Annotated in this window: 17 protein-coding genes; 6 read left to right on the top strand and 11 right to left on the bottom strand. The window is 73.0% G+C overall.

Annotation, left to right across the window (positions count from 1 at the left end; all coding sequences use genetic code 11):
- The first annotated feature begins 931 nt into the window (after positions 1 to 931).
- The 3 genes from K7C98_RS33265 to K7C98_RS33255 all read left to right on the top strand — a co-directional run bounded on the left by K7C98_RS33265 (position 932) and on the right by K7C98_RS33255 (position 3458).
- Positions 932 to 1267 (top strand): ArsR/SmtB family transcription factor, encoded by a 336-nt coding sequence (locus K7C98_RS33265; protein WP_224195866.1) that lies wholly within the window; start codon positions 932 to 934, stop codon positions 1265 to 1267.
- Positions 1245 to 1718 carry an SRPBCC family protein gene (locus tag K7C98_RS33260; RefSeq protein ID WP_224195865.1) on the top strand — a complete coding sequence of 158 codons (474 nt, stop codon included), beginning with the start codon at positions 1245 to 1247 and terminating at the stop codon, positions 1716 to 1718. Before K7C98_RS33265 ends, K7C98_RS33260 begins: the two co-directional genes overlap by 23 nt.
- A gap of 246 nt (positions 1719 to 1964) precedes the next feature.
- A complete protein-coding gene (locus tag K7C98_RS33255; RefSeq protein ID WP_224195864.1) occupies positions 1965 to 3458 on the top strand; it encodes a hypothetical protein in 1494 nt (497 codons plus the stop codon).
- A gap of 114 nt (positions 3459 to 3572) precedes the next feature.
- Here the strand turns inward: K7C98_RS33255 and K7C98_RS33250 are convergent, their stop codons facing one another.
- From K7C98_RS33250 to K7C98_RS33205, 10 genes are all read right to left on the bottom strand, one after another.
- Positions 3573 to 4070, bottom strand: coding sequence for a hypothetical protein (locus K7C98_RS33250; RefSeq protein ID WP_224195863.1), 498 nt, complete (start codon positions 4068 to 4070; stop codon positions 3573 to 3575).
- Between the two features lie 287 nt (positions 4071 to 4357).
- The gene (locus K7C98_RS33245) at positions 4358 to 5338 is read right to left on the bottom strand and encodes a calcium-binding protein (RefSeq protein ID WP_224195862.1); all 981 of its coding nucleotides are present in this window, start codon (positions 5336 to 5338) and stop codon (positions 4358 to 4360) included.
- A gap of 145 nt (positions 5339 to 5483) precedes the next feature.
- Positions 5484 to 6191 (bottom strand): protein-L-isoaspartate(D-aspartate) O-methyltransferase, encoded by a 708-nt coding sequence (locus K7C98_RS33240; protein ID WP_263430048.1) that lies wholly within the window; start codon positions 6189 to 6191, stop codon positions 5484 to 5486.
- 339 nt (positions 6192 to 6530) lie between these two features.
- A complete protein-coding gene (nadE, locus tag K7C98_RS33235; RefSeq protein ID WP_224195861.1) occupies positions 6531 to 8513 on the bottom strand; it encodes an NAD(+) synthase in 1983 nt (660 codons plus the stop codon).
- A 22-nt stretch (positions 8514 to 8535) separates the two neighbouring features.
- Positions 8536 to 9483: a ribose-phosphate diphosphokinase gene (locus tag K7C98_RS33230; protein WP_224195860.1), complete on the bottom strand. Its 948-nt coding sequence runs from the start codon at positions 9481 to 9483 to the stop codon at positions 8536 to 8538.
- Complete coding sequence (locus K7C98_RS33225) at positions 9480 to 11285, bottom strand: IucA/IucC family protein (RefSeq protein ID WP_224195859.1); 1806 nt, start codon at positions 11283 to 11285, stop codon at positions 9480 to 9482. The genes K7C98_RS33230 and K7C98_RS33225 overlap by 4 nt, the downstream gene beginning before the upstream one ends.
- Positions 11282 to 11905: a hypothetical protein gene (locus K7C98_RS33220; RefSeq protein WP_224195858.1), complete on the bottom strand. Its 624-nt coding sequence runs from the start codon at positions 11903 to 11905 to the stop codon at positions 11282 to 11284. Before K7C98_RS33220 ends, K7C98_RS33225 begins: the two co-directional genes overlap by 4 nt.
- Entirely contained in the window at positions 11902 to 12444 is a 543-nt protein-coding gene (locus tag K7C98_RS33215) for a hypothetical protein (protein ID WP_224195857.1), read from the bottom strand. Before K7C98_RS33215 ends, K7C98_RS33220 begins: the two co-directional genes overlap by 4 nt.
- A complete protein-coding gene (locus K7C98_RS33210; protein ID WP_224195856.1) occupies positions 12437 to 13576 on the bottom strand; it encodes a hypothetical protein in 1140 nt (379 codons plus the stop codon). The genes K7C98_RS33215 and K7C98_RS33210 overlap by 8 nt, the downstream gene beginning before the upstream one ends.
- A gap of 58 nt (positions 13577 to 13634) precedes the next feature.
- The gene (locus tag K7C98_RS33205) at positions 13635 to 14387 is read right to left on the bottom strand and encodes a sulfite exporter TauE/SafE family protein (protein ID WP_224196203.1); all 753 of its coding nucleotides are present in this window, start codon (positions 14385 to 14387) and stop codon (positions 13635 to 13637) included.
- 317 nt (positions 14388 to 14704) lie between these two features.
- Here K7C98_RS33205 and K7C98_RS33200 point away from each other — a divergent pair, with 317 nt between their 5' ends.
- A complete protein-coding gene (locus K7C98_RS33200; protein ID WP_224195855.1) occupies positions 14705 to 15496 on the top strand; it encodes a hypothetical protein in 792 nt (263 codons plus the stop codon).
- 181 nt (positions 15497 to 15677) lie between these two features.
- Positions 15678 to 18005, top strand: a complete 2328-nt coding sequence (locus tag K7C98_RS33195; protein WP_224195854.1) for a TAXI family TRAP transporter solute-binding subunit — start codon at positions 15678 to 15680, stop codon at positions 18003 to 18005.
- Between the two features lie 100 nt (positions 18006 to 18105).
- On the opposite strand, the gene K7C98_RS33190 is transcribed toward K7C98_RS33195, so the two are convergent.
- Positions 18106 to 18405: a hypothetical protein gene (locus K7C98_RS33190; protein WP_224195853.1), complete on the bottom strand. Its 300-nt coding sequence runs from the start codon at positions 18403 to 18405 to the stop codon at positions 18106 to 18108.
- Between K7C98_RS33190 and K7C98_RS33185 the strand changes: the two genes are divergently transcribed.
- A complete protein-coding gene (locus K7C98_RS33185; RefSeq protein ID WP_224195852.1) occupies positions 18404 to 19168 on the top strand; it encodes a CAP domain-containing protein in 765 nt (254 codons plus the stop codon). The two genes, K7C98_RS33190 and K7C98_RS33185, sit on opposite strands and share 2 nt — an antisense overlap.
- Positions 19169 to 19205: the final 37 nt, after the last annotated feature.

Below are 19205 nucleotides of genomic sequence, written 5' to 3'. Positions count from 1 at the left end.
GGAGTGCGCGGACGCACATTCGCTGTGGGAGTGTAGCGAGCGCGTCTGGGCGCTGGTCGACTGCGACGAGGTGTGCGCTGACCGCGGAGGAGCTGTGGGGTGTCTCGCAGGCGAGGTAGCGAGCGATGGAGCGCTCTGCTGGTGTGAGTCGTTCGCCCCCGAATGTTCGCCGGGCGCGCTGGCATGCGCGTCAGAGCAGGAGGTCCGCGTTTGCCAGCAAGACACCCTCCAGTACGCTGTACTGGGCTGCGACGACGTATGCGCCGCGCTCGAACCGGCCCGGCGATCGCTCGGATGCGATGAGTTCCTGCACGGTGGCGGCTGCCGTTGCACGCTCGAAGGCACGCCCTGTGCATTGGACACGCGAGCGCACTGCGAGGGCGACGAACTTGTGTCCTGCGTGGATGGTGCGTGGGTGCTCGAGCCCTGCGATGACTCCTGTGCCGGGGGCACGTGCGATCCCCTTCTTGCGGGCGGAGCGGCCTGTGTTTGTGACGACCCCTAGCGTCCGCGGTCTCGTGCTCGCGCTCTGCGCGGCATGCACCGCGGGAACCTCCGACGAGGCGACCGAAACCTCGGGAGAGCCGCCCATGCGCGACGAGCCGGGGGTCGGAGATCCGTGCGAGCCGCAGGGAGAACGGCGCTGCGAACTCGACGGTGAGGCGTTGCTCGTGTGCGAATCGGCGCAGTGGGCTCGCCGGACCTGTGACTCGGACTGCAAGGCGATCGACCCGCGCGGGTGCTCGCTGGGCTGCTTGATCGCGGAGGACGGCGCGCGTTGTCTTTGTGCCCCTTGCGAGTGAACAGGGCGGCTGCGAATCCGAAGGAGGTGCGCTCGGAGCAGCCCCGGGTCGTTGCGTGTCTTGCGCCGTGTGCCGCAACGATCGACACTTGACAAGCAACCAAAAGGTTGCATGATAGGACCACCCGCATGGACGAGGTGTTCAAGGCGCTGGCCGACGCGACGCGCCGGCAATTGCTCGACCGGCTGTTCTGCGACAACGGCCAGACGTTGCACGCGCTGTGCGAGCACCTCGACATGACGCGCCAGGCGGTCGCCAAGCACCTCGCGGTGCTCGAGGCGGCCGGCCTGGTGGTCGTGGTCCGCAGCGGGCGGGAGAAGCTGCATTACCTCAACCCGGTGCCGATCCACGACATCTACGCCCGCTGGATCGGCAAGTACCAGCACCACCACCTGGCGGCCCTGCACGCCCTCAAGACGAGCCTCGAGGAGAACCACGATCATGACGACGACGACGACGGATAAGCCGAGCTTTGTGTATGTGCTCTACATCGCCACCACGGCGGAGAAGCTGTGGGAGGCGCTGACGCAGGGCGATTTCACCGAGAAGTACTGGGGCGGGCGCCGGGTCGAATCGACGTGGCAGCCGGGCGCGCCGATCGTGTACCGCTACGACGAGGGCCGCAAGACCGACATCACCGGCGAGGTGCTGCGCTGCGAGGCGCCGACGCTGCTCTCGTACACCTTCGGCGTCGACCACGGCGAGGCGACCGAGCCGGCCTCGCGGGTGACGTTCGAGCTCAAGCCGCTCGGGGCGATGGTCCGTCTGACGCTGACGCACGACCAGTTCCCGGCGGGCAGCAAGGTGCTGCAGGGCGTGTCGCGCGGGTGGCCCGGCATCCTGTCCAACCTCAAGAGCTTCCTCGAGCTCGGCAAGCCGCTGCCGTTCGGCAACTGGGACAGGGCCACCGCGTAGGCCTCGCGCGGGCCGGAACGGGGGTGGCATCAGGCGCGGCCCTCGGGCCCCAGATGGCCGACGGACCGGCGGGCTCATGCTTGTCGCCGCCGATGAGCGCGCGACCGTGCGACGCGAGCGGCTCGCCGGCGCTCGCGCGCGCGGCGGGGGTTCATGCGATCCCTGTCGCACGCATCATGCACGGGCCCTTTCGCGTCTACGCATTCACCTCTCGCGCGCGGCGGAGATTCGCTATATCCCCGCCGCATGATTGCCAATTTTTCGACATACCTGATGCCGCGTCTTTCGGCCGGCGCTCTGTTCGCATTCAGCGCGGCGTCCCTGGTCGCCTGCGGCGACGACGGCAGTGATTCCACCGCGAGCGAGACCGACACGGACACGGACACCGGCACCGACACGAGCGAGCCGACCGGCACGACCGGACCGACGGGGACCACCAGCGCCACCGCCCCGACCACCACCGTCGCCCCGACCACCGACGACGGCACGGTCACCGACCCCACGAACCCGACGACGACGACGACGACGACGGCGACCGACACCGACGCGATCACGAGCACGACGACGACGACGGGGACCGACACCGGCCCGGACACGACGACCGGCGACACGACGACCGAGGGCGACACGAGCACCTCGACGAGCACCGGCGGCGACACCGAGTCCACCAGCACCGGCGACACCGAGACCGGCGGGCCGGTGAAGCCCGACGACTGCGTCGACCTGTCGCTCGCGGACATCGAGCTGCTCAGCCAGCAGCAGCACCAGTTCGACAGCGCGTGGATGGTGCCGCTGGTGCGCACGCCGGAGTCGCACCCGAGCCTGACCGGCGACGGGGCGCTGTACGACCTGCTGCAGATCCTCTTCGCCGGCGACATCACCGTCGGCGTCCACGCGCTCGACCCCGATCCCAACCACGCGTTCCCCGACTACGTGACGAACTTCGTCACCACCAGCAATGCGGCGGTGACCCTGCAGGAGGACCTGGTCGACCAGGCCTACGCCAAGGTGCTCACGGCCGTCGCGGGCGAGCTCGAGATCTTCGAGCTGGTGACGCCGCACCAGACCCGCGGCGTCGTGCGCCACGTCGAGCTGCGCGAGATGGCGCCGAACCCCGACACCGAGGCGCTCGAGCCGGTCGAGGGCGGCGCCTGCTACTGGATCGAGGAGGCCGAGTACGACGTGCGGCGCGCGAACGGCTGCGCGCCGTACGCGGCCGACGCCTGCCCCGACGGGCAGTTCTGCATGCCGACCAACGCGATCGGCTCCGACGGCGAGTGCGTCACCGGCGGGACGAAGCTCGAGGGCGAGGCCTGCGTCCGCCCCGACCCCGAGCTGTGGGACTCCGACTGCGAGCTCGGCCTGCGCTGCCTCAACCCCGGCGACGGCCCCACGTGCATGAAGGTCTGCGACGTGCTGTCCGACGCGCCCGGCTGCGCCGAGGGGACCCACTGCGGCGGCGGCTACAACCTGTGCCTCGACGAGGCGGTGCTGCTGAACAGCGGCATCGACCCCGCGCCCGTCGGCGAGCCGTGCGCCGACAACCCGGACGCCCTCTACTGCGGCGGCGCCGGGCGGCCGGGGACCTGCTGGGACGACGACGGCAACGGCCCGATGCCGTCGAGCTGCCGGCCGTTCGTGTCGGCGCCCTCGCAGTGCGTCGCGCCGCAGACGGCCGGGCACATCGCCTACAAGAACACGATCGACCGCTCGACGCTGTGGTGCTTCGAGCTGCCGTGAGGCCGCGCGTCGCTAGCCTTTCAGGGCATGTTTTAATGGACATGTCCTGAGGGCTCGCTGCCCCCCCCCTCGAGCGGCGACGCCGGGGCGGTGGCTCCGGGGGTGCAGGGGAACTCAGGACCAGGGCTCGAAGGTGCGGAACGACACCGTGAAGGGCTCGTCGCCGCGCAGGGCGTCGAGTTCGAAGCTGTAGGCCTCACCCTCGTGCTCGCCCTCGCCGAGGCCGACCGCGAACTCGAACGCCTCGCCGGGCGCGACGACGATGTCGGCCTCGGCGCCGAAGCTCGCGCCCACGAAGGTCACGGGCTCGGCGCAGGTGTTGGTGCCGAAGAGGATCGGATCGACGCAGCCGCCCTCGCCGGTCTCGAGGTGGCGGTCCCCGTCGGAGACCTCGATCTCGAGGCACTCGGTGGCGGGCGCGAGGGTGGCGTCGGAGCTGCTGGTCCACGGGCACCCGCCGCAGCCGGTGGCGAGCAGCGGGGCGGCGACGAGCGGCGCGGCCGCGAACGGGCCGAGGGCGGCGACGCGGGCGACGACGGTGAGGCCGCCGAGGGCGGCGAGCAGCCGCAGCTTGACGGTCGGACGGGCGAGGGCAGGGCGAAGCGAAGGCATGGCGGATCTCTCTCGAACGGCGCGGCCGGTGGGTCGCCGTGGGCCGTTCGAGCGTGAAGTCGCCGCGGTGCCCGGGAAAATTGCGCGACCGCGAATTTTTCTCGGCGGGCGACCAGGGGGAGTTCGTTGGCGTGAGGCGAGGCGCACGGGGCTCGTCTGCGAGCGGCGGTCGGGCGCTCCCGGCGAAGACGATGATATGTCCGAAGAGGCATGTTGCACGCCCGAAAGGACAAGCATCCGGGCAGGGCGACCTGCGCGGATGCCTGGGTCGGGGGCAGCGGGCCGGCTCACTCGCACTGGACGCGGACGTCGACGACCTCGCCGGAGCGCTCCTGGCCCATGCTGCGGTAGACGAAGCGGGCGCGCTCGAGGCCGCAGTTGCCGCGGGCGTCGCACTCGCGGCGGGTGGTGTAGCCGAGGTCGATCTCGACGATCTCGAAGCTGGCCAGCGGCAGCGTCTCCCAGCCGGTCGAGCGCCGGTCGCCGTCGTGGTCGGCCCACAGCACGAGCTCGCCCCAGCGCGCGTCGGCGGCGGTGAGCTTGCCGTCGCGGTCGCTGTCGAGCTCGGCGAGGGCGTCGAAGCCGTTGTGAGGACCTGTCCCCGAGGACATGCGGGTGGCGCTGCCGAACAGCTCCCGCCCGCCGTCGATGCTGCCGTTGCCGTCGCGGTCGAGGGCGAGCCACGGCGTGGCGGCGCTCGGCCAGTCGGCGCGGGCGCAGCTGCCGGCGCCGCCGCGGATGTCGAAGTCGGCCGCGGCCACGGAGGCCGGCGCGAACTCGATCGGCTCGCCGAAGCTGAGGACCAGCGGGGTGTTGCAGTCCTCGATGTCCCACACGCCGCGGCCGTTCTCGTCGGCGACGCAGCCCATGTCGATGCCCTCGTCGAGGCCGCACGACCTGGACTCGCCCGGCGTGCACTCGTCCTCCTCGACGCAGGCGCCCCAGCGCAGCTCGACGCGGTTGCGCTCGGCCTCGTAGCCCACGCAGTGCTGGAGGCCCTCCTCGCACGGGCGCGTCTCGCCCTCCTCCTCGCAGGTCTCGGTGAGGCAGGCGGACCAGACGTAGGTGACCTGCACGGGCGAATACACGCAGTATTCGACGCCCGCGACGCTCTCGACCTGACAGGCCGCCGACGGCCGGTCCGCGGCGCACGCTTCGCCCTCGCGGCCGAAGTCATCCCTCTGCGATCCGTGGTCGCCGGGGAGGATCTGGGGGTCGCAGGCGGAGAGGGCGAGGGATAGCGTGGATAGGGCGAGCAGGCGGGACATGCCCGTGCTTATTAGCAACCCCTGTGCCAGGCCGCGTACGGGCCTCTCCGCGGGCTCGCAACGCGGGATGAGGACATGCCCCCGGGCGCGCGCGTCGGGGGCCGGGGGCCGGGTGTGACGGACACGTCATGCGAGCGGTCGCGGCTCAGTAGCGCGAGCGCGGCTGCGACTCGACCTCGCCGACCATCGGCACGAAGCGCACCGGCAGGACGGTCTCGAGGTGGAGGTCGCCGCTCGGGCGCTTCTCGAGCACCTGCAGGTCCTGGACGAACTCGCCGACGGGGATCACGAGGCGGCCGCCGACGGCGAGCTGCTCGGTGAGCGGGCGCGGGATCGTCGGGGCGGCGGCGGCGACGATGATGGCGGCGAACGGCGCGGCCTCCGGCCAGCCGCGGTAGCCGTCGCCGGCGCGCACGTGGACGTTGTCGTAGTCGAGCTCCTCCAGCAGGCTGGCGGCCTGCTCGGCCAGCGCGGTCACGACCTCGATGCTGTAGACCTCGGCGCCCATCTCGGCCAGCACGGCGGCCTGGTAGCCGGAGCCGGTGCCGACGTCGAGCACGCGGTCGCCCGGCTGCACGCGCGCGAGCTGGGTCATGAGCGCGACGATGTACGGCTGGCTGATGGTGGCGCCGTGGCCGATCGGCAGCGGATGATCGCCGTAGGCGAAGCGCTGATCCTCGGGCGGGACGAACCGCTCGCGCGGGACCCGGCGCATGGCCGAAAGGACATGCTCGTCGGTGATGTCGCGGCCGGCCAGCTGTTGCTCGACCATGCGGCTGCGGGCTTGGGTGGGCTCGTCCATGGCGGCGGCGCAGGCCACGAGCGTACACAGGAGTAAGCTCGACCGGCGCATGACGGCAGCATAGCGCGGGCCCGGACGGGCGCCCGCGCGGGCGCTGCGGCGGGCTCGACCGTCGGATGGCGCATGTCCGAAAGGACAGGTCGATGCGGGCGGCGGGCTCGGCCGGGCGTGGGTGGGCGACGGGGGGCTGTCCGAAGAGACATCCGTCGAGCCCGGCGCCGGGAGTGGCCTGGCCCGAGAGACATGTGAGACGGCGCCGGACGCACCGGGCCCGGCGGGGCGGAGCGTTCGGGCGCGGACGGTCGCCGCGAGCGCAGGGGACCCAGCGGGCCGGGGTGCGTAAGAGCTGTCTCGCAGGACATGTCCATCCGGACACATCCTGCGCCGGGCTCAGTCGTCGTCGTGCTTGACGAAGGCCTCGAGCTCGGCGAGCTCGTGCGCGAAGCCGCCCGAGAGGATCGGGAAGCGGCACCACGTCTTGGGGTCGAGGTTCTCGTCGTCGAGGTGGAAGCTCGGCGCGTAGCGCTCGCGCTTCCACTGGTTCTGGCTCCACAGGCGGAAGAAGCGCTTGACCCACAGCAGCAGCTGGTCGCGGGATCGCTGCGGGAAGCGGCTGGCGAGCACCCGGTAGACCTCCTTCGGCGCCAGCTTGTCGCGGATCGCCGCGCGCTCGATGGCGTCGAGGATCGGGTAGGGCATCAGGTCGCCCTCGTCGGTCTGGTGGGCGCCGGAGGGCCTCAGCTCGGCGGTCGGGGCCTGGACGTTGACGGCGCGCAGGGCGGGCATGGGGCCGACGCCCGCGGGGCCCTCGGCCTCGACCCACCGCAGCCACTCGCGCAGGAAGGCCTTGTCGATGCCGGCGATCGGCGACAGGCCGCCGCAGGTGTCGCCGTCCATGGTGGCGTAGCCGACGGCGGCCTCGCTGCGGTTGCTGGTGGCGAGCAGGAGGGCGCCGCGCAGGTTGGCCAGCAGCCACACGCCGGGGGCGCGGGCGCGGGCCTGGATGTTCTGCAGGGCGATGTCGTCGCGCTGCCACGACAGCTCGCGGCCGATCGCGGCCTCGACGTTGCTCACGTAGGTGCGCACCAGCGGGTCGACGTCGAACTCGATGAACTCGGCGCCGACGGCCTCGGCGACCGCGGCGGCGGCGTTGCGCGTGGTGTCGGAGCTGTTGGCGGTCGACTGGTAGACGCAGGTGAGGAGCGAGCGGACGATCGCGCGCGGGGTGGTGCACACGCCCTCGGGCAGGCCCAGGCGGGCGCAGGTGGCCTCGACGCCGAGCTCCTGGACCGCGAGCATGACCATGACGTGCACGAGGTAGGCGACGGCGGCCGAGTCGGCGCCGCCGCTGAGCGAGACGACGAAGCCGCGCGACCGGCTCTTGCGCAGGTAGTCGAACAGGCCGAGCGCGACGGCCCGCGAGAACTCCTCACGCTTGTCGTTGCGCAGCTCGTCGTCGGGGTCGACGGTGTGCGGCGGCAGGTCGGCGCCCGGGAGCTTCATGTCGAAGCGGGTGATCCGGCGGACGTTGTCGTCGACGGTGGGCGCGTAGGTGGTGCGGGCGTGGAGCATGCGCGCGAGGTCGACGTCGACCACGGCGCTGGTGAGGTACACGTCGTCGTAGCCGAGCCGCGGGCCCTCGGCGATCAGGTGGCCGATCGAGGCGATCATGCACTCGCCGTCGTAGATGACGCGGCCGGACTCGTTGCCGATGAAGTTGGAGTAGACGTAGGTGGCGCGGAAGCTGCGCGAGGCGTTGAGGACGATCTGCTTGCGCACCTCGTGCTTGCCGAAGGCGAAGTGGCTGGCGCTCGGGTTGCAGATGAAGTCGACGCCCTGGCTGGCGAGCTCGACGCCGGGGCGGTTCGGGACCCACGCGTCCTCGCAGATCTCGAAGCCGATCCGCAGGCCGCCGACCTCGAAGATCTGGTCGCCGAGCGGGTAGCTGTGGCCGTCGTGCTCCCACTGCACGAACTTGCCGGCCGGCCAGCCCTTGAACCACCGCGGCTCGTAGTGGATGCCGTCGCCGGCGAGGAAGCGCTTGCCGACCAGGCCGACGATGTGGCCGTCGGCGACCAGGCACACCGCGTTGTAGTTGGCGGCGCGGTGCATGATCGGCAGGCCGAGCGCGACGACGATGCCCTGCGTCTCCGGCAGCAGCTCCTGCAGCACGCGCCACGACTCGAGGATCGTGCCGCGGCCGAAGAACGCGTCCTCGCAGCCGTAGCCGGGGATGCACAGCTCGGGCAGGACCAGGACGGCGACGCCCTGCTGGCGGGCCAGGCGGATCGCCTCGAGGATCCGGGCCTGGTTGCCGTCCCAGTCGAGCGGCGTCTGGTTGAGGGCGGCGGCGGCGACGCGGACGAGGTGCATTCAATGTCTCCTGGGACAGGGTCTACAGGACATGTCCTGCGAGGAAGGGGGCGAGCAACGGGGCGATCGAGGCCACGCGCAGCGGCGGCGCGGCGGCGGCGTCGTCGCCGGCGAGGGCGCGGGCGCGCGGGTGGCTGTCGGTGCAGGCGATCGCGGAGAACAGGCCGGTGGCCTGCAGGCGCTGCAGGGCGTCGCCGGGGAACACGCCGTGGGTGGCGACGGCGGCCAGGCTGACGGCGCCGGCGCGCTGGTAGGCCCGGGCGGCGCCGATCAGCGAGCCGCCGGTGCGGATCATGTCGTCGTAGAGGATGACCGGCTTGCCGGCGACCTGGGCGTCGATGGCGGTGATCTCGGTGCGCTCGCCGTCGTGGCGGCGCTTGAACACGAACGCGGCGGTGACCCCGAGGTCGTTGGCCAGCGACTCGACCCACTTGGCGCGGCCGGCGTCGGTGCAGGCGAGCACGAAGGGTCGGCCGTCGGCGATGTCGAGGATCATGTCGCGGATGACCGGCTTGGCGTAGACGTGGGTGGCGACCAGGCCGGCCTCGAAGTAGTGCGGGATGCCCTCGGCGTGGAGGTCGAGGAGGATGACGCGGTTGCCGTAGGAGGCCGGCGGGATGGCCGAGAACAGGGCGGCGCGGGTCTTGGCGGTGACGACCTCGCCGGGCCGGGCCGCCCGCTCCATGGTGGCGTAGCCGTAGTAGGGGATGATGAGGGTGAGGCGGCGCGCGCCGTAGTGCACCGCACCGCACGCGAGGTCGAACAGGGTGAGCGCGGCGGCGTCGTCGATGCTGCCGCCGATCAGGACCACGTCGCGGCCGGCCACCGGGGTGACGAGGCGGAGGTAGCGCTCGCCGTCGGGGAAGGCGAAGGTGTCGATCTCCCCGGGCTCGAGCGCGGCCGAACCGCACAGCGCTGCCTGCAGATAGCCGTACTCGGGGGTGGCGAACACGAGGGGGCGGGTGGTCATGCGGCGGGGGAAGAGTACCCGGCGGCGAGCGCGTTGGCGACCTCGGTATAGGCGTAATCGCTGACGCGCTCGTCGATGCGCATGGCGAGCAGCGCCTTGCTGCGGCAGGTGGCCGCGCCGAAGAACGCGCGATCGTCGGCGCACGCGCGCGCCAGCGCGGGCTCGGTCGACCAGCGCTCGAGGTGGTGCTGGAAGATCCGCCGCACCTCCGGCCACAGCTGCGCCGGGTCGGGGCCGCCGGCGTCGTCGACCCAGCCGATCACCGCCGCGAGGTGTGCGTGCACCAGCGTGTGCATCAGCTTGCCCTGGGCCTCGGCGAGCTCGTGCGTGATCACGAACGAGTCGGACGCGAGCGCGGGCGCGTGACCGCCGGCGGCGAGGCGGCCGCGGTGGAGCCGCACGCCCCCGAGGTCGCGGACGAGGAAGCCCCGCGGGCGGCCGCCTGCGTGCACGAGCAGGGCGTTCTGCAGGTGGGCCTCGAGGGCGACGCCGTGGGCGGTGAGGAGGCGCAGCAGCGGCGGGACGAGCTGGTCGAGGTAGTCGGCGAAGAAGGCGGCGAGGCGGACGCGCAGGTCGCCCGGGTAGGCGGCCGCGAGCTCGCGCAGCAGCAGGTCGCCGCCCGGCCGGCGCTCGCCGAGGGCGGCGCAGACGATGACCTCGGGGACATGTTCGACGGGGAATGTGCTCGGGGACATGTCGCTGGGAGCATGTCCCAGAGGAGGGGCCGGGTCGCGGGCGACCTCGCGGGCGAGCGGGGCGAGGTCGGGGCGGACGACCACGCCGAGCTGGCCGGCGACGGGCCCATGGCGCGGGTCGAGGCCGGCGGCGGCGAGGTCGGGCTGGATCCGCAGGCCGCGGCGGGTGTGCGGATCGGCGGCCTGGATCCGGCGCAGCAGCGCGGCGATCGGCGGGCCGTTGTGGACGGAGGCGGGCGAGACCTGCCGCCGCGCGCTGGTGGTGTGGATGTCGACGGCGAGCTTGAGGTGCAGCGCGGGAACGGCGAGGGCGACGGTGCGCAGGCTGAGCAGGGCCCGCGCCGACCGCGGCGCGACGGCGACGGGCCGCACGCGGTCGCCCCACAGCGGGCCGAGCAGGCGCGGCAGCCGGCGCAGCTGGAGCGCGTGGACGGGCAGGCGGACGTACCCGGGCGCGGGGGCGGGGAACAGCTCGCGCGAGATGTCGGCAAAGACCGCCTCGGCGGCGAGCAGGGCGTCGCCGCGGGCGAGGTCGACGGCGTGGACGGGCGCCTGGGCCAGCTGATCGGGGCCGTGGCGCAGGTCCTCCCAGGCGCGCAGGCCGAGCCGGGTCTTGCTCATGGGGTGCCAGGGGTGGCCGTCGACGACCAGGTTCTCGGGGTCGAGCGGGCCGCGCCAGAGGTGTCCCATGGAGCATGTCCGTTCGCGCAGGTCGGCGGCGACCCGGGCGAGGGCGAGGTTCCAGCGGCTGTCGCCGAGCTCGCGCGCGAGGCGGGCGCGCACCGGCGGGGCGAGGGCGGGGAGCAGGCGCGGGAGCAGCTCGGCGAGCTCGGGGAGGTCGCTGGCGTCGAGGTCGGCGGCGTGCAACTCGAAGGCCCGCAGGCGCCGCAGCGGGAGGCTCAATGAGCATGTCTGAAGGGACATGTCCTGCAGGTCACTCTCGACGAGCCGCTCGCGCGCGCAGGCGAGGACGAGCCGGGCGCCGATCGCTTGGCCGGCGCGGCGCCAGTGGGCGCGGAGCGCGGCGGGTTCGAGGCCGGCGCCGAACGCGGCAGGGACGGCCCGCCCGGCGAAGGCGAGGAAGCGCTCGAGCTCGGTCACGATCACGATGGGCGAAGCATGGCCGCGACGGCGGACCAGGGGGCGGGCTCGAACTCGGCGGTGGGGACGACCTGTGATACTGCCCACTCGACGATCTGCGCCGGTGCCAGCGGCGGGAACGGCACACGGACCTTGGGCGCGATGTCGAGGGTCGGCCCGACGTGGCAATGCAAGGCGGCGTGACCGCAAGCGCCGAGGCCGTCGCGGTCGCCTTGCGGCCTCGCGTCGCTGTCGTGGGGGAGGTGGACGGCCACGGCCCACGGCGAGCCGTCGTGCCGCAGGCCGCGGAGCATGATGTTGAGCTCCTGCAGGCGCTCGGCCCGGCGATCGAAGCGCAGGAGGACGGCGAGCCTGGCGCAGCGGAGAGCGACGACGTCGCGGAGTACGTCGGGTAAGGTGTCGAGCTCGAGCTCCTCGCCGGCGCGCTCGCGGCCGAGGGTGTACTGGACCGAGGCGCTGTGCGGCACTCGAGCCTCGACCAGCCGGGCCTGGGCGTCGCGGCGGAGGACGGCATAAGGCTTTTCGGACAGCTTGCGCAGGACCTTGCGGACGTCGTTGGCGGCCTCGCGGTCGCTCATCGCCCGCAAAGCCTGGTGCTGGCGGTAGAGCTCCGCCCAGGCTTTCATGACCGCTCCAGCGTCATGGCCCAGAACGCCTGCGTGTAGTTCTCCTGGGTGCGCGGGAGCCGGCCTGCGCGCCAGGGCACGAGCCACGCCTCGGGGGCGCTGCCGGTGTCCTGCTCGAAGGCCGCGCGCTCGGCGTCGATGTCGAGCTCGGCGAGCTTCTCGGGGTCGACGTCGCTGCCGCTGGCCCAGCTCCAGGCGCTCGGCGCCTCGGTGGCGAGGACGCGGTGGCCGTCCCCCTGACGGAGCAAGAAGAGGACGATCGGCTGGGTGCGCGGAGGGTTCAGCGCCTGGTCGCGGCAGGCGTCGAGGTCGCGCACGACCTCGGCCTCGTCGTTCGGGACGAGCAAGGCCATGCGGTTCGGTTCGCGCAGCGCGTCGGCGACGGAGCTCGTGCGAAAGGGGTCGGCGTCGGTGGGCGCGAGGCTCTCGACCTCGCGGACGAGCCAGTCGCGCAGGTCGAGATCGGGGCACGTGACGATGGCGAGGCCGCCCTCGTCGCGCGCGAGCGCGCCGGCGAGGGCGACGCCGGGTTCACGCACCGCGCGAGCCCCCGAGGAGTTGGAGGACGAGCGGGTGGACGTCCATCACCCAGCGGTCGCCGCGTTGGCGCTCGAGGATGATGCCGCGCGCGAGCAGGCGGATCTTGCGGTCCAACTCCATCTCTCGCCCATCGGTGCCCTGCACGGCACGGATCGCGTCCGTGTCGCCCGGTAGCAGGGCGCGCCGGAAGCTGTCTCTCTGGTCAGAGACGGCGTCGGCGAGGTCTCGCTCGTCCGGCCAGTCGTCACCGCGGCGGATCTGGGCGTACTGAGCGGCGTCCGCCGCGAGTTGTAGGAATGTGCGCGGAAGCCCGCCGCTCCATCGTGCGAGCTCCACGACCTGCGCGAGCCCCGGTCTGGCTCTCTCGGCCGCGGCCAACGCTCCTGGGGTCATCCCGAGCCGCTCTGCCAGGATGTCTGCGAGGAATCGGCAGCCACGCGGCCCCTGCGGGCCATCGACTTCGCACACGGGCACGGGCGCGAACAAAGCGCCGGGACGGATGATGTCTTCCGCGGCTCCGAAGGCGACGAACCATGGCACGGCAGCGATGATGTCGATGTCGTCGCCGAGCTGGCCGAGGGTCGCAAGCACCTCCAGCGATTGGGCTGATTCGGGCATCTTCTCGAGCCCGTCGCAAATCACCGCGAGCCGAAGACCATGCGCGCGGCGTGTGACTTCGTCGCGGGCCGCCTGCAGGAGCGAGAGCGGACTGCCCGTGAACGGCGCGGCTGGCATTTGCATGCCACCGAGGACGCTCGGGGAGGCCACACCCGCGCCGCTCAATGCGGCGACGAGCGACATCGAGGGGCGGATCCGGAGCGTGGCGCTGGCGTACTCGACAATTTTTCCGGCCAGCCGAAGGAGCATCTGATCGGCGGTGAGGCGACGGATGTTTTCATAACGGTCGAGCTGCACCAGGCAGGCGACGCGCGTGTCTCGGAGGAGCGAGGCGATCCGTGCGAGCTCGGTGCTCTTGCCGACACCGACCGGGCCGCCGACCAGGACGGTCGAAGTTCCCGTCTCGACGAGGCGGGCGACTCGCTCGGCGTAGCCGGAGGGCGGGGAGACGTAGCCGGCCTCGCCCGGATCGAGCGGACGGTGAGGGGCCAGCGCCTTCCAATTCGGGGCCATGAGCTTCTGCAGGTTGTCTTACCGCCTCGGGCATGGGCGGTCAACGCGCCGCATTGGCTCAGCCGGCGCGGTAGAGGGCCACGCCCAGCTCGCCGAGCATGAGGGCGGCGGAGAGCAGGAGGATCCAGGCGATCCAGCGGCGCAGGCTGGCCTCGTCGAGGCGGCCGGTGCGGCGGGCGCCGAGGTTGGCGCCGAGCAGGGTGAGCGGGGTGACGACCGCGAAGGCGCCGAAGTGGACCTGTCCCTCGAGGAAGGTGGCGACGCCCGCCGACAGCCCGGTGACGGCGCCGATCGCCATGTTGGTGCCGACGGCCACGGGCGGCGGGACGCGGGCGTAGCGGATCATCGCCGGCAGGCGCAGGCTGCCGAGGAGGAGGCCGACGAGGCCCGAGATCGCGCCGAGAGCGGTGCCGACGACGACCTCGGCGGCGACGGCGAAGCTGCGTGAAGAGACATGTTCCGAAGGACCGGTGGGCTCGGGCCGGCGACGTGACATGCTCAGGCCGGTCAGCAGCAGGACGACGGCGATCGCGGCCTTGAGCGCGCGGGCGTCGATGCTGCCGGCCCAGCGCGCGGTGAGGAAGGCGGCCAGGGCCGAGGGCGCGCCGACGGTGGCGAGCAGCCACGGGCTGACGCGGCCCTCGCGGGCGTGCCGCAGGGTGCCGGTGAGGGTGCCCGCGGTCGAGATGGCGAGGCTGGTGGCGGCGCCGATCACCGGGCTGCCGAGGACGTAGACGAGGAGGGCCACCCGCAGCTGGCCGAGCACGAGGCCGACGGTGGCGCCGATGTAGCTGAGGCCGAAAGAGACCAGCGCGATGAGCGCCAGCGCGAGGAGCTCGGTGGAACGCAGGCGGCGACGCTAGCACGCGGCCGAGCAGGCACGCGAGGCAGGGCGTGACCGAGCGGGGCGCGGCCGCTGCCGTCCGCGGGGCGGCAGCGCGGTCGCCCGCGAAGAGACGGAGACTCGGCGGTGCGGTGAATTCACCTTCAGGCGGCGAGCGGCGGCCGACGGAAGTCGCGCCGATGCACCGCGCACGCTGGGCGGCTGTCCGGGCGGACATGGTGTCGACGGCGAAAGGCGCGGGCGGCTTGACAGGCGGCGGCGCGCGGGCGGACGCTCGCGCCGGCGTGACGGATCGCGGGGACACGGCGGCTGCGGCGGAGGAGCTCGCCACGGCGCCTGCAGGGCCGTCTCGGCCGCGCTGGGTGGTGATTCACTGGACGCCGGAGGCGCTGGGGCTGGTGCGCGCGATCGCGGCCGCGGAGCCGCGCCCGGCGCTGACGCTGATCGGGCCGGCGCCGGCGGAGGCGGTGGCGCCGGCGCTGGCGAGCTTGCCCGAAGGACATGTCGAAAGGTACTGGCAGGGATCGGCGAGCGGCGGGGTCGAGGCGCTGGCGCGCTTCTTCGCCGACACGGCCGACCTGCCGGCCGCCGACGCGATCGTGGTGCTGCCGCTGCGCGGGCACGGCGAGACCGACGCGTTCTCGCGCCTGGTGTGCACGGCGATCCAGCGGGCGTGCAAGGGCGGGCCGCCGCACGTGGTGGTGGCGGTCGAGGACCCGGAGGCGACCCACGAGTTCGAGGGGCTCGGGGTGGCGACGATCTTCTACCCGGGCTTCCTGCGCGCGGCCCTGCTGGCCCACGCGTGCGTCGACCTCGGGGCGTTCCGCTTCATGCTGGCGCTGCTGTCCGGCCGCCTGCGCGCCGAGACCTGGCCGGTGCCGCCGGAGCTGCGCGCGCGGACGTTCCGCGAGGCCTGCCTCGAGATCGAGGTCGACCGCTGCGGGCGCCCGGTGACGCTGATCGGGCTGTTCGCGCCGGGTGAGGGGGCAGAGCCGGCGATGCTGCTGAGCCCGGCCCCGGGCCGGCCCCTGCGCGACGCCAGCGCGCTGCTGGTGCTGACGGGAGAGGCGGAGTGACGGGGCGCAGGGCTTCGCAGAGCGTGTCGGCGAGGACACGGCCGATCGGGCACGCGACGGGCGCGCGAGCCCGCAGGCGCGCGGCAGCCTCGACGCGCAGGGGACCCGCGCGGGGTCGGCAGCGCCGGGACGAGGGCGCGGAGGTGGGAGGTTGAGGCGGAGCGGGCCTGCCCCCAAGGGCATGTTCAAGCGGACATGGCTGTTCGGGCCTGTCCTCGTGGGCATGCTCTTTCAGGCAGGCAGCGCGCGGGCCGGCGAGGCGATCGAGGTCCGCTTCGGCTCGGGCAGCAAGGGCGGCGGGTTCGACGCGATGGTCCGGGCGCTGGCCGAGGCGGTCCGCGGCGAGGGCCGCGTGACGGTGGTTCCGGAGACGACCAAGGGGTCGTGCGAGAACGTGCACAAGCTGCTGTCGGGCGAGCTCGACGTGGCGCTGGTGCAGTACGACGTGGCCGCGGAGGCGTACAAGGCCGGGCAGGCCGACGCCGGCGCGGGCGGCGGCGCGACGCCGAAGGGCGGGTGGATGTGCAAGCTGTCGCCGGAGGAGGCCGACAAGGCCGAACTGCAGGTGGTGGCGGCGGTCACCGACGCGGCGGTCCACGTGCTGGTGCGCCGGCCGGTCCGGCTCGACGACTTCACCGACATCGGCCGCGAGGCGCTGTTCATGGGCAAGGACGGCTCGGGCAGCTACGAGACGGCGAAGGTGATCCTCGGCGCGGCGGGGCACACGGCGGAGTCGCTGCCGCTGTTCATGGGCAGCGCCCAGGAGGCGCTGGTGGCGATGAGCCGCCGCGAGGTGCTGACGATGCTGCGCACCACCGAGCTCGGACACGCGGAGATCCGCGACGTGCTGGCGTCGGGGCTGGCGACGCTGAACCCGCTGCCCGAGGCGGTGCTGAACCGGCTGATCGACGGCTACCCGTACTACCGGATCTGCCCGATCGAGACCGGGACCTATCCGGGCCTCGAGTTCAGCCTGCCGACGGTGTGCGTGAGCTCGGTGGTGCTGATGGCGACGCCGCGCGAGCGTCTGGCGGACGAGGCGTTCCTGGCCGACCGCCGGCTGGCGGTGGAGGCGATGATCCACGGGCTGCGCAAGCTCGAGCGCGACGAGCAGTACGCGGGCCTCGGGGTGAACGTCGAGTGGCGCGGCTTCGCCGAGCGCGAGCCGATCCCGCTCCACCCGGTGGCGGAGATCCACGAGACCAGCGAGCGCCGGACGGCGTGGCTGCAGGCGGGGGCGTCGGCGGCGGCGCTCGGGCTGGCGCTGTACCTGATCCGCCGGGCGCTGCGCCGCCGCCGGGTCCCGGGGGCCGGGCTCGAGAGCCAGCTGTCGAACCCGCTGGTGCCGTTCGCGGCGTTCGCCTGCGTGGTGACGCTGTCGACGTTCATCGTCTGGTCTCTAGAACATGACTCGAACGCCAGGTTGCGGACGCTGAACGACTCGTTCTGGGAGATGAACACGTTCGCCACCGGCAACTTCACCACCGACACGCTGAAGACGCCGACGGCGCGGCTGGTCGGGGCGGCGGCGACGATCCTCGGGCTCGGCCTGCTCGCGTGGTTCACGGCGACGCTGACCAACATCTTCGCGCAGGAGCAGACGCGGCTGTGGCGGCGGCTGAAGCACCACCTGGTGGTGCTCAACTTCCGCGAGGACATGCTGCCGCTGATCCGCCTGCTGCGCAGCCCGGGGCCGACGCGCACGCGGGCGCTGCACGTGGTGGTCTCGGACGCGCTGCCGCGGCGCGTGCGGCTGCAGTTGGCGCGGGTCAAGGCGCTGACGATCCACCACTCGAACCCCGAGGTGCCGGAGGACCTGGCCGGGCTGCGGCTGCCGCGGGCGGCGCGGGTGATCGTGCTCGGCGACGGCGACGCGGGCGGCGAGGGCTACGATCCGCTGCGGATCGCCCGCGCGGTCCATCAGGCGTGCGCGCGCGATCCGGTGGGCGGAGGTCAGCGCGCGCGCACGCTGGGGGTGGCGGCGACGTCGGTCGAGATCGCCCGCACCGCGCCGGCGCTGCCGGTGACGCTGGTGGAGACGTCCGACGCGGAGCGCGAGGAGGTGTTCTCGCCGTTCGCGGGCTGGCTGGTGCCGGTCGACTGCCAGGCGCTGGCGCACCGCTGGCTGGTGATGGCCTGCCGCGACCGCGCGTTCGCGGAGCTGTTCAACCGGGTGGTCGCGTTCGCCGACGACAACGCCGAGGTGTACACGGCGCCGGCGCCCACCTGGCTGATCGGACAGCCGTGGCGCAAGGTCCGGCGCGCGCTGCTCGAGGTGCAAGGGCGCGGGGGCGCGGTGCCCCTGGGGCTGTACCGCGCGGCGGATCCGGGCGGGAAGGTGCCGGCGGGCGGGTCGTCGCACGCGGAGCTGCGCCGACGGCTCATCGTCAACCCGCGGCCCGACGAGGCGGTGGCGCCGGGCGACCTCATCGTCGCGCTGTGCGAGGACGAGGCCGACCTGGTGCGGATCGTCGCCGAGAGCCGCAAGACCGCGCCGGCGCCGGGTTGACGGGCGCGCCGGCCGGTCGTATTCGGGGCGAGATGTCGCCGTCTCGTCGTGTCGATCGTCGCGCGGCCGTCGCGCTCGCGTCCGTGTTCGTGGTGAGCTGCTACCGCGGATCGGGGATGGCCGAAAGTACAGATTCGACGGCGACGGCGGCGAGCGAGGCGACGGCGGCGAGCGGGCCGACGACGACGGCGGCGACGACGAGCACGGGCGACGCGCCGGCGCCGACCGCCACGAGCTTGCCGGAGCCGACCGCCACGGGGCCGGACGCGCCGTCGACGTCGACGGGGCCGATCGACACCGGGCCGCCGGACAGCACCGGCACGGCGGGCGAGACCACGGGCGAGCCGGTCGACCCGGTCGCGGCGGTGTGCGAGCGCTGGGCGGCGGACCGATCGGACATGTCCGAGGGGACATGGAGCGGGGCGGTGGCGGGCTGCACGGCCGGCGACACCGGGGCGCCCGGCCGCGACAACGCGCTGCGGCTGGTCAACCTGTACCGCTGGCTGGCCGGGCTGCCGCCGGTCGGCCACGACGCCGGGCTGAACGCGAAGGCGCAGCAGTGCGCGCTGATGATGCACGCCGAGGGGATGCTGTCGCACGACCCGGACGTGATGTGGGCCTGCTACACGGCCGAGGGGGCGCAGGCGGCGATGAACAGCAACATCTCGGCGACGCCCGGGGTGGTCGCGGTCGACCTCTACATGGTCGACCCGGGCAACGCGACGACGTTCGGCCACCGGCGGTGGATCCTCTCGCGGTCGCTGGGGCCGATCGGGCTCGGCTCGACGTCGGTCAACTCGTGCATGTGGGTGATCGGCGGCCAGGCCGGCGCGGGCGCCGAGTGGACGGCGTGGCCGCCCCCGGGGATCGTGCCGCTGGCGGCCATCCACGTGCCCGAGGTGCCGTGGGCCGACGTCGACGAGACGGGGTGGACGATCCAGAGCGACGAGATCGACGTCGGCGCGGCCCAGGTGACGATCCGCGAGAACGGGGTCGAGAAGCCGGTCAAGCTGACGACCCTGCAGGGCGGGTTCGGCTCGAGCAGCGCGATCGCCATGACGCCGCAGGGCTGGGTCAGCGAGGCCGGCAAGACCTACACGGTGCAGGTGGACGGGGTGCCCCAGCCGTTCAGCTACGAGGTGCAGGTCGTGGCTTGCCCTTGAGGCATGCTTGAAAGGGCATGTTCGTTCGGGCATGCCC

It is taken from the genome of Nannocystis pusilla (assembly GCF_020073745.1).
Taxonomy (GTDB): Bacteria; Myxococcota_A; Polyangia; order Nannocystales; family Nannocystaceae; genus Nannocystis; species Nannocystis radixulma.
Note: the sequence above shows the minus strand (reverse complement) of the source record. Positions and strands in the feature narration are given on the sequence as shown.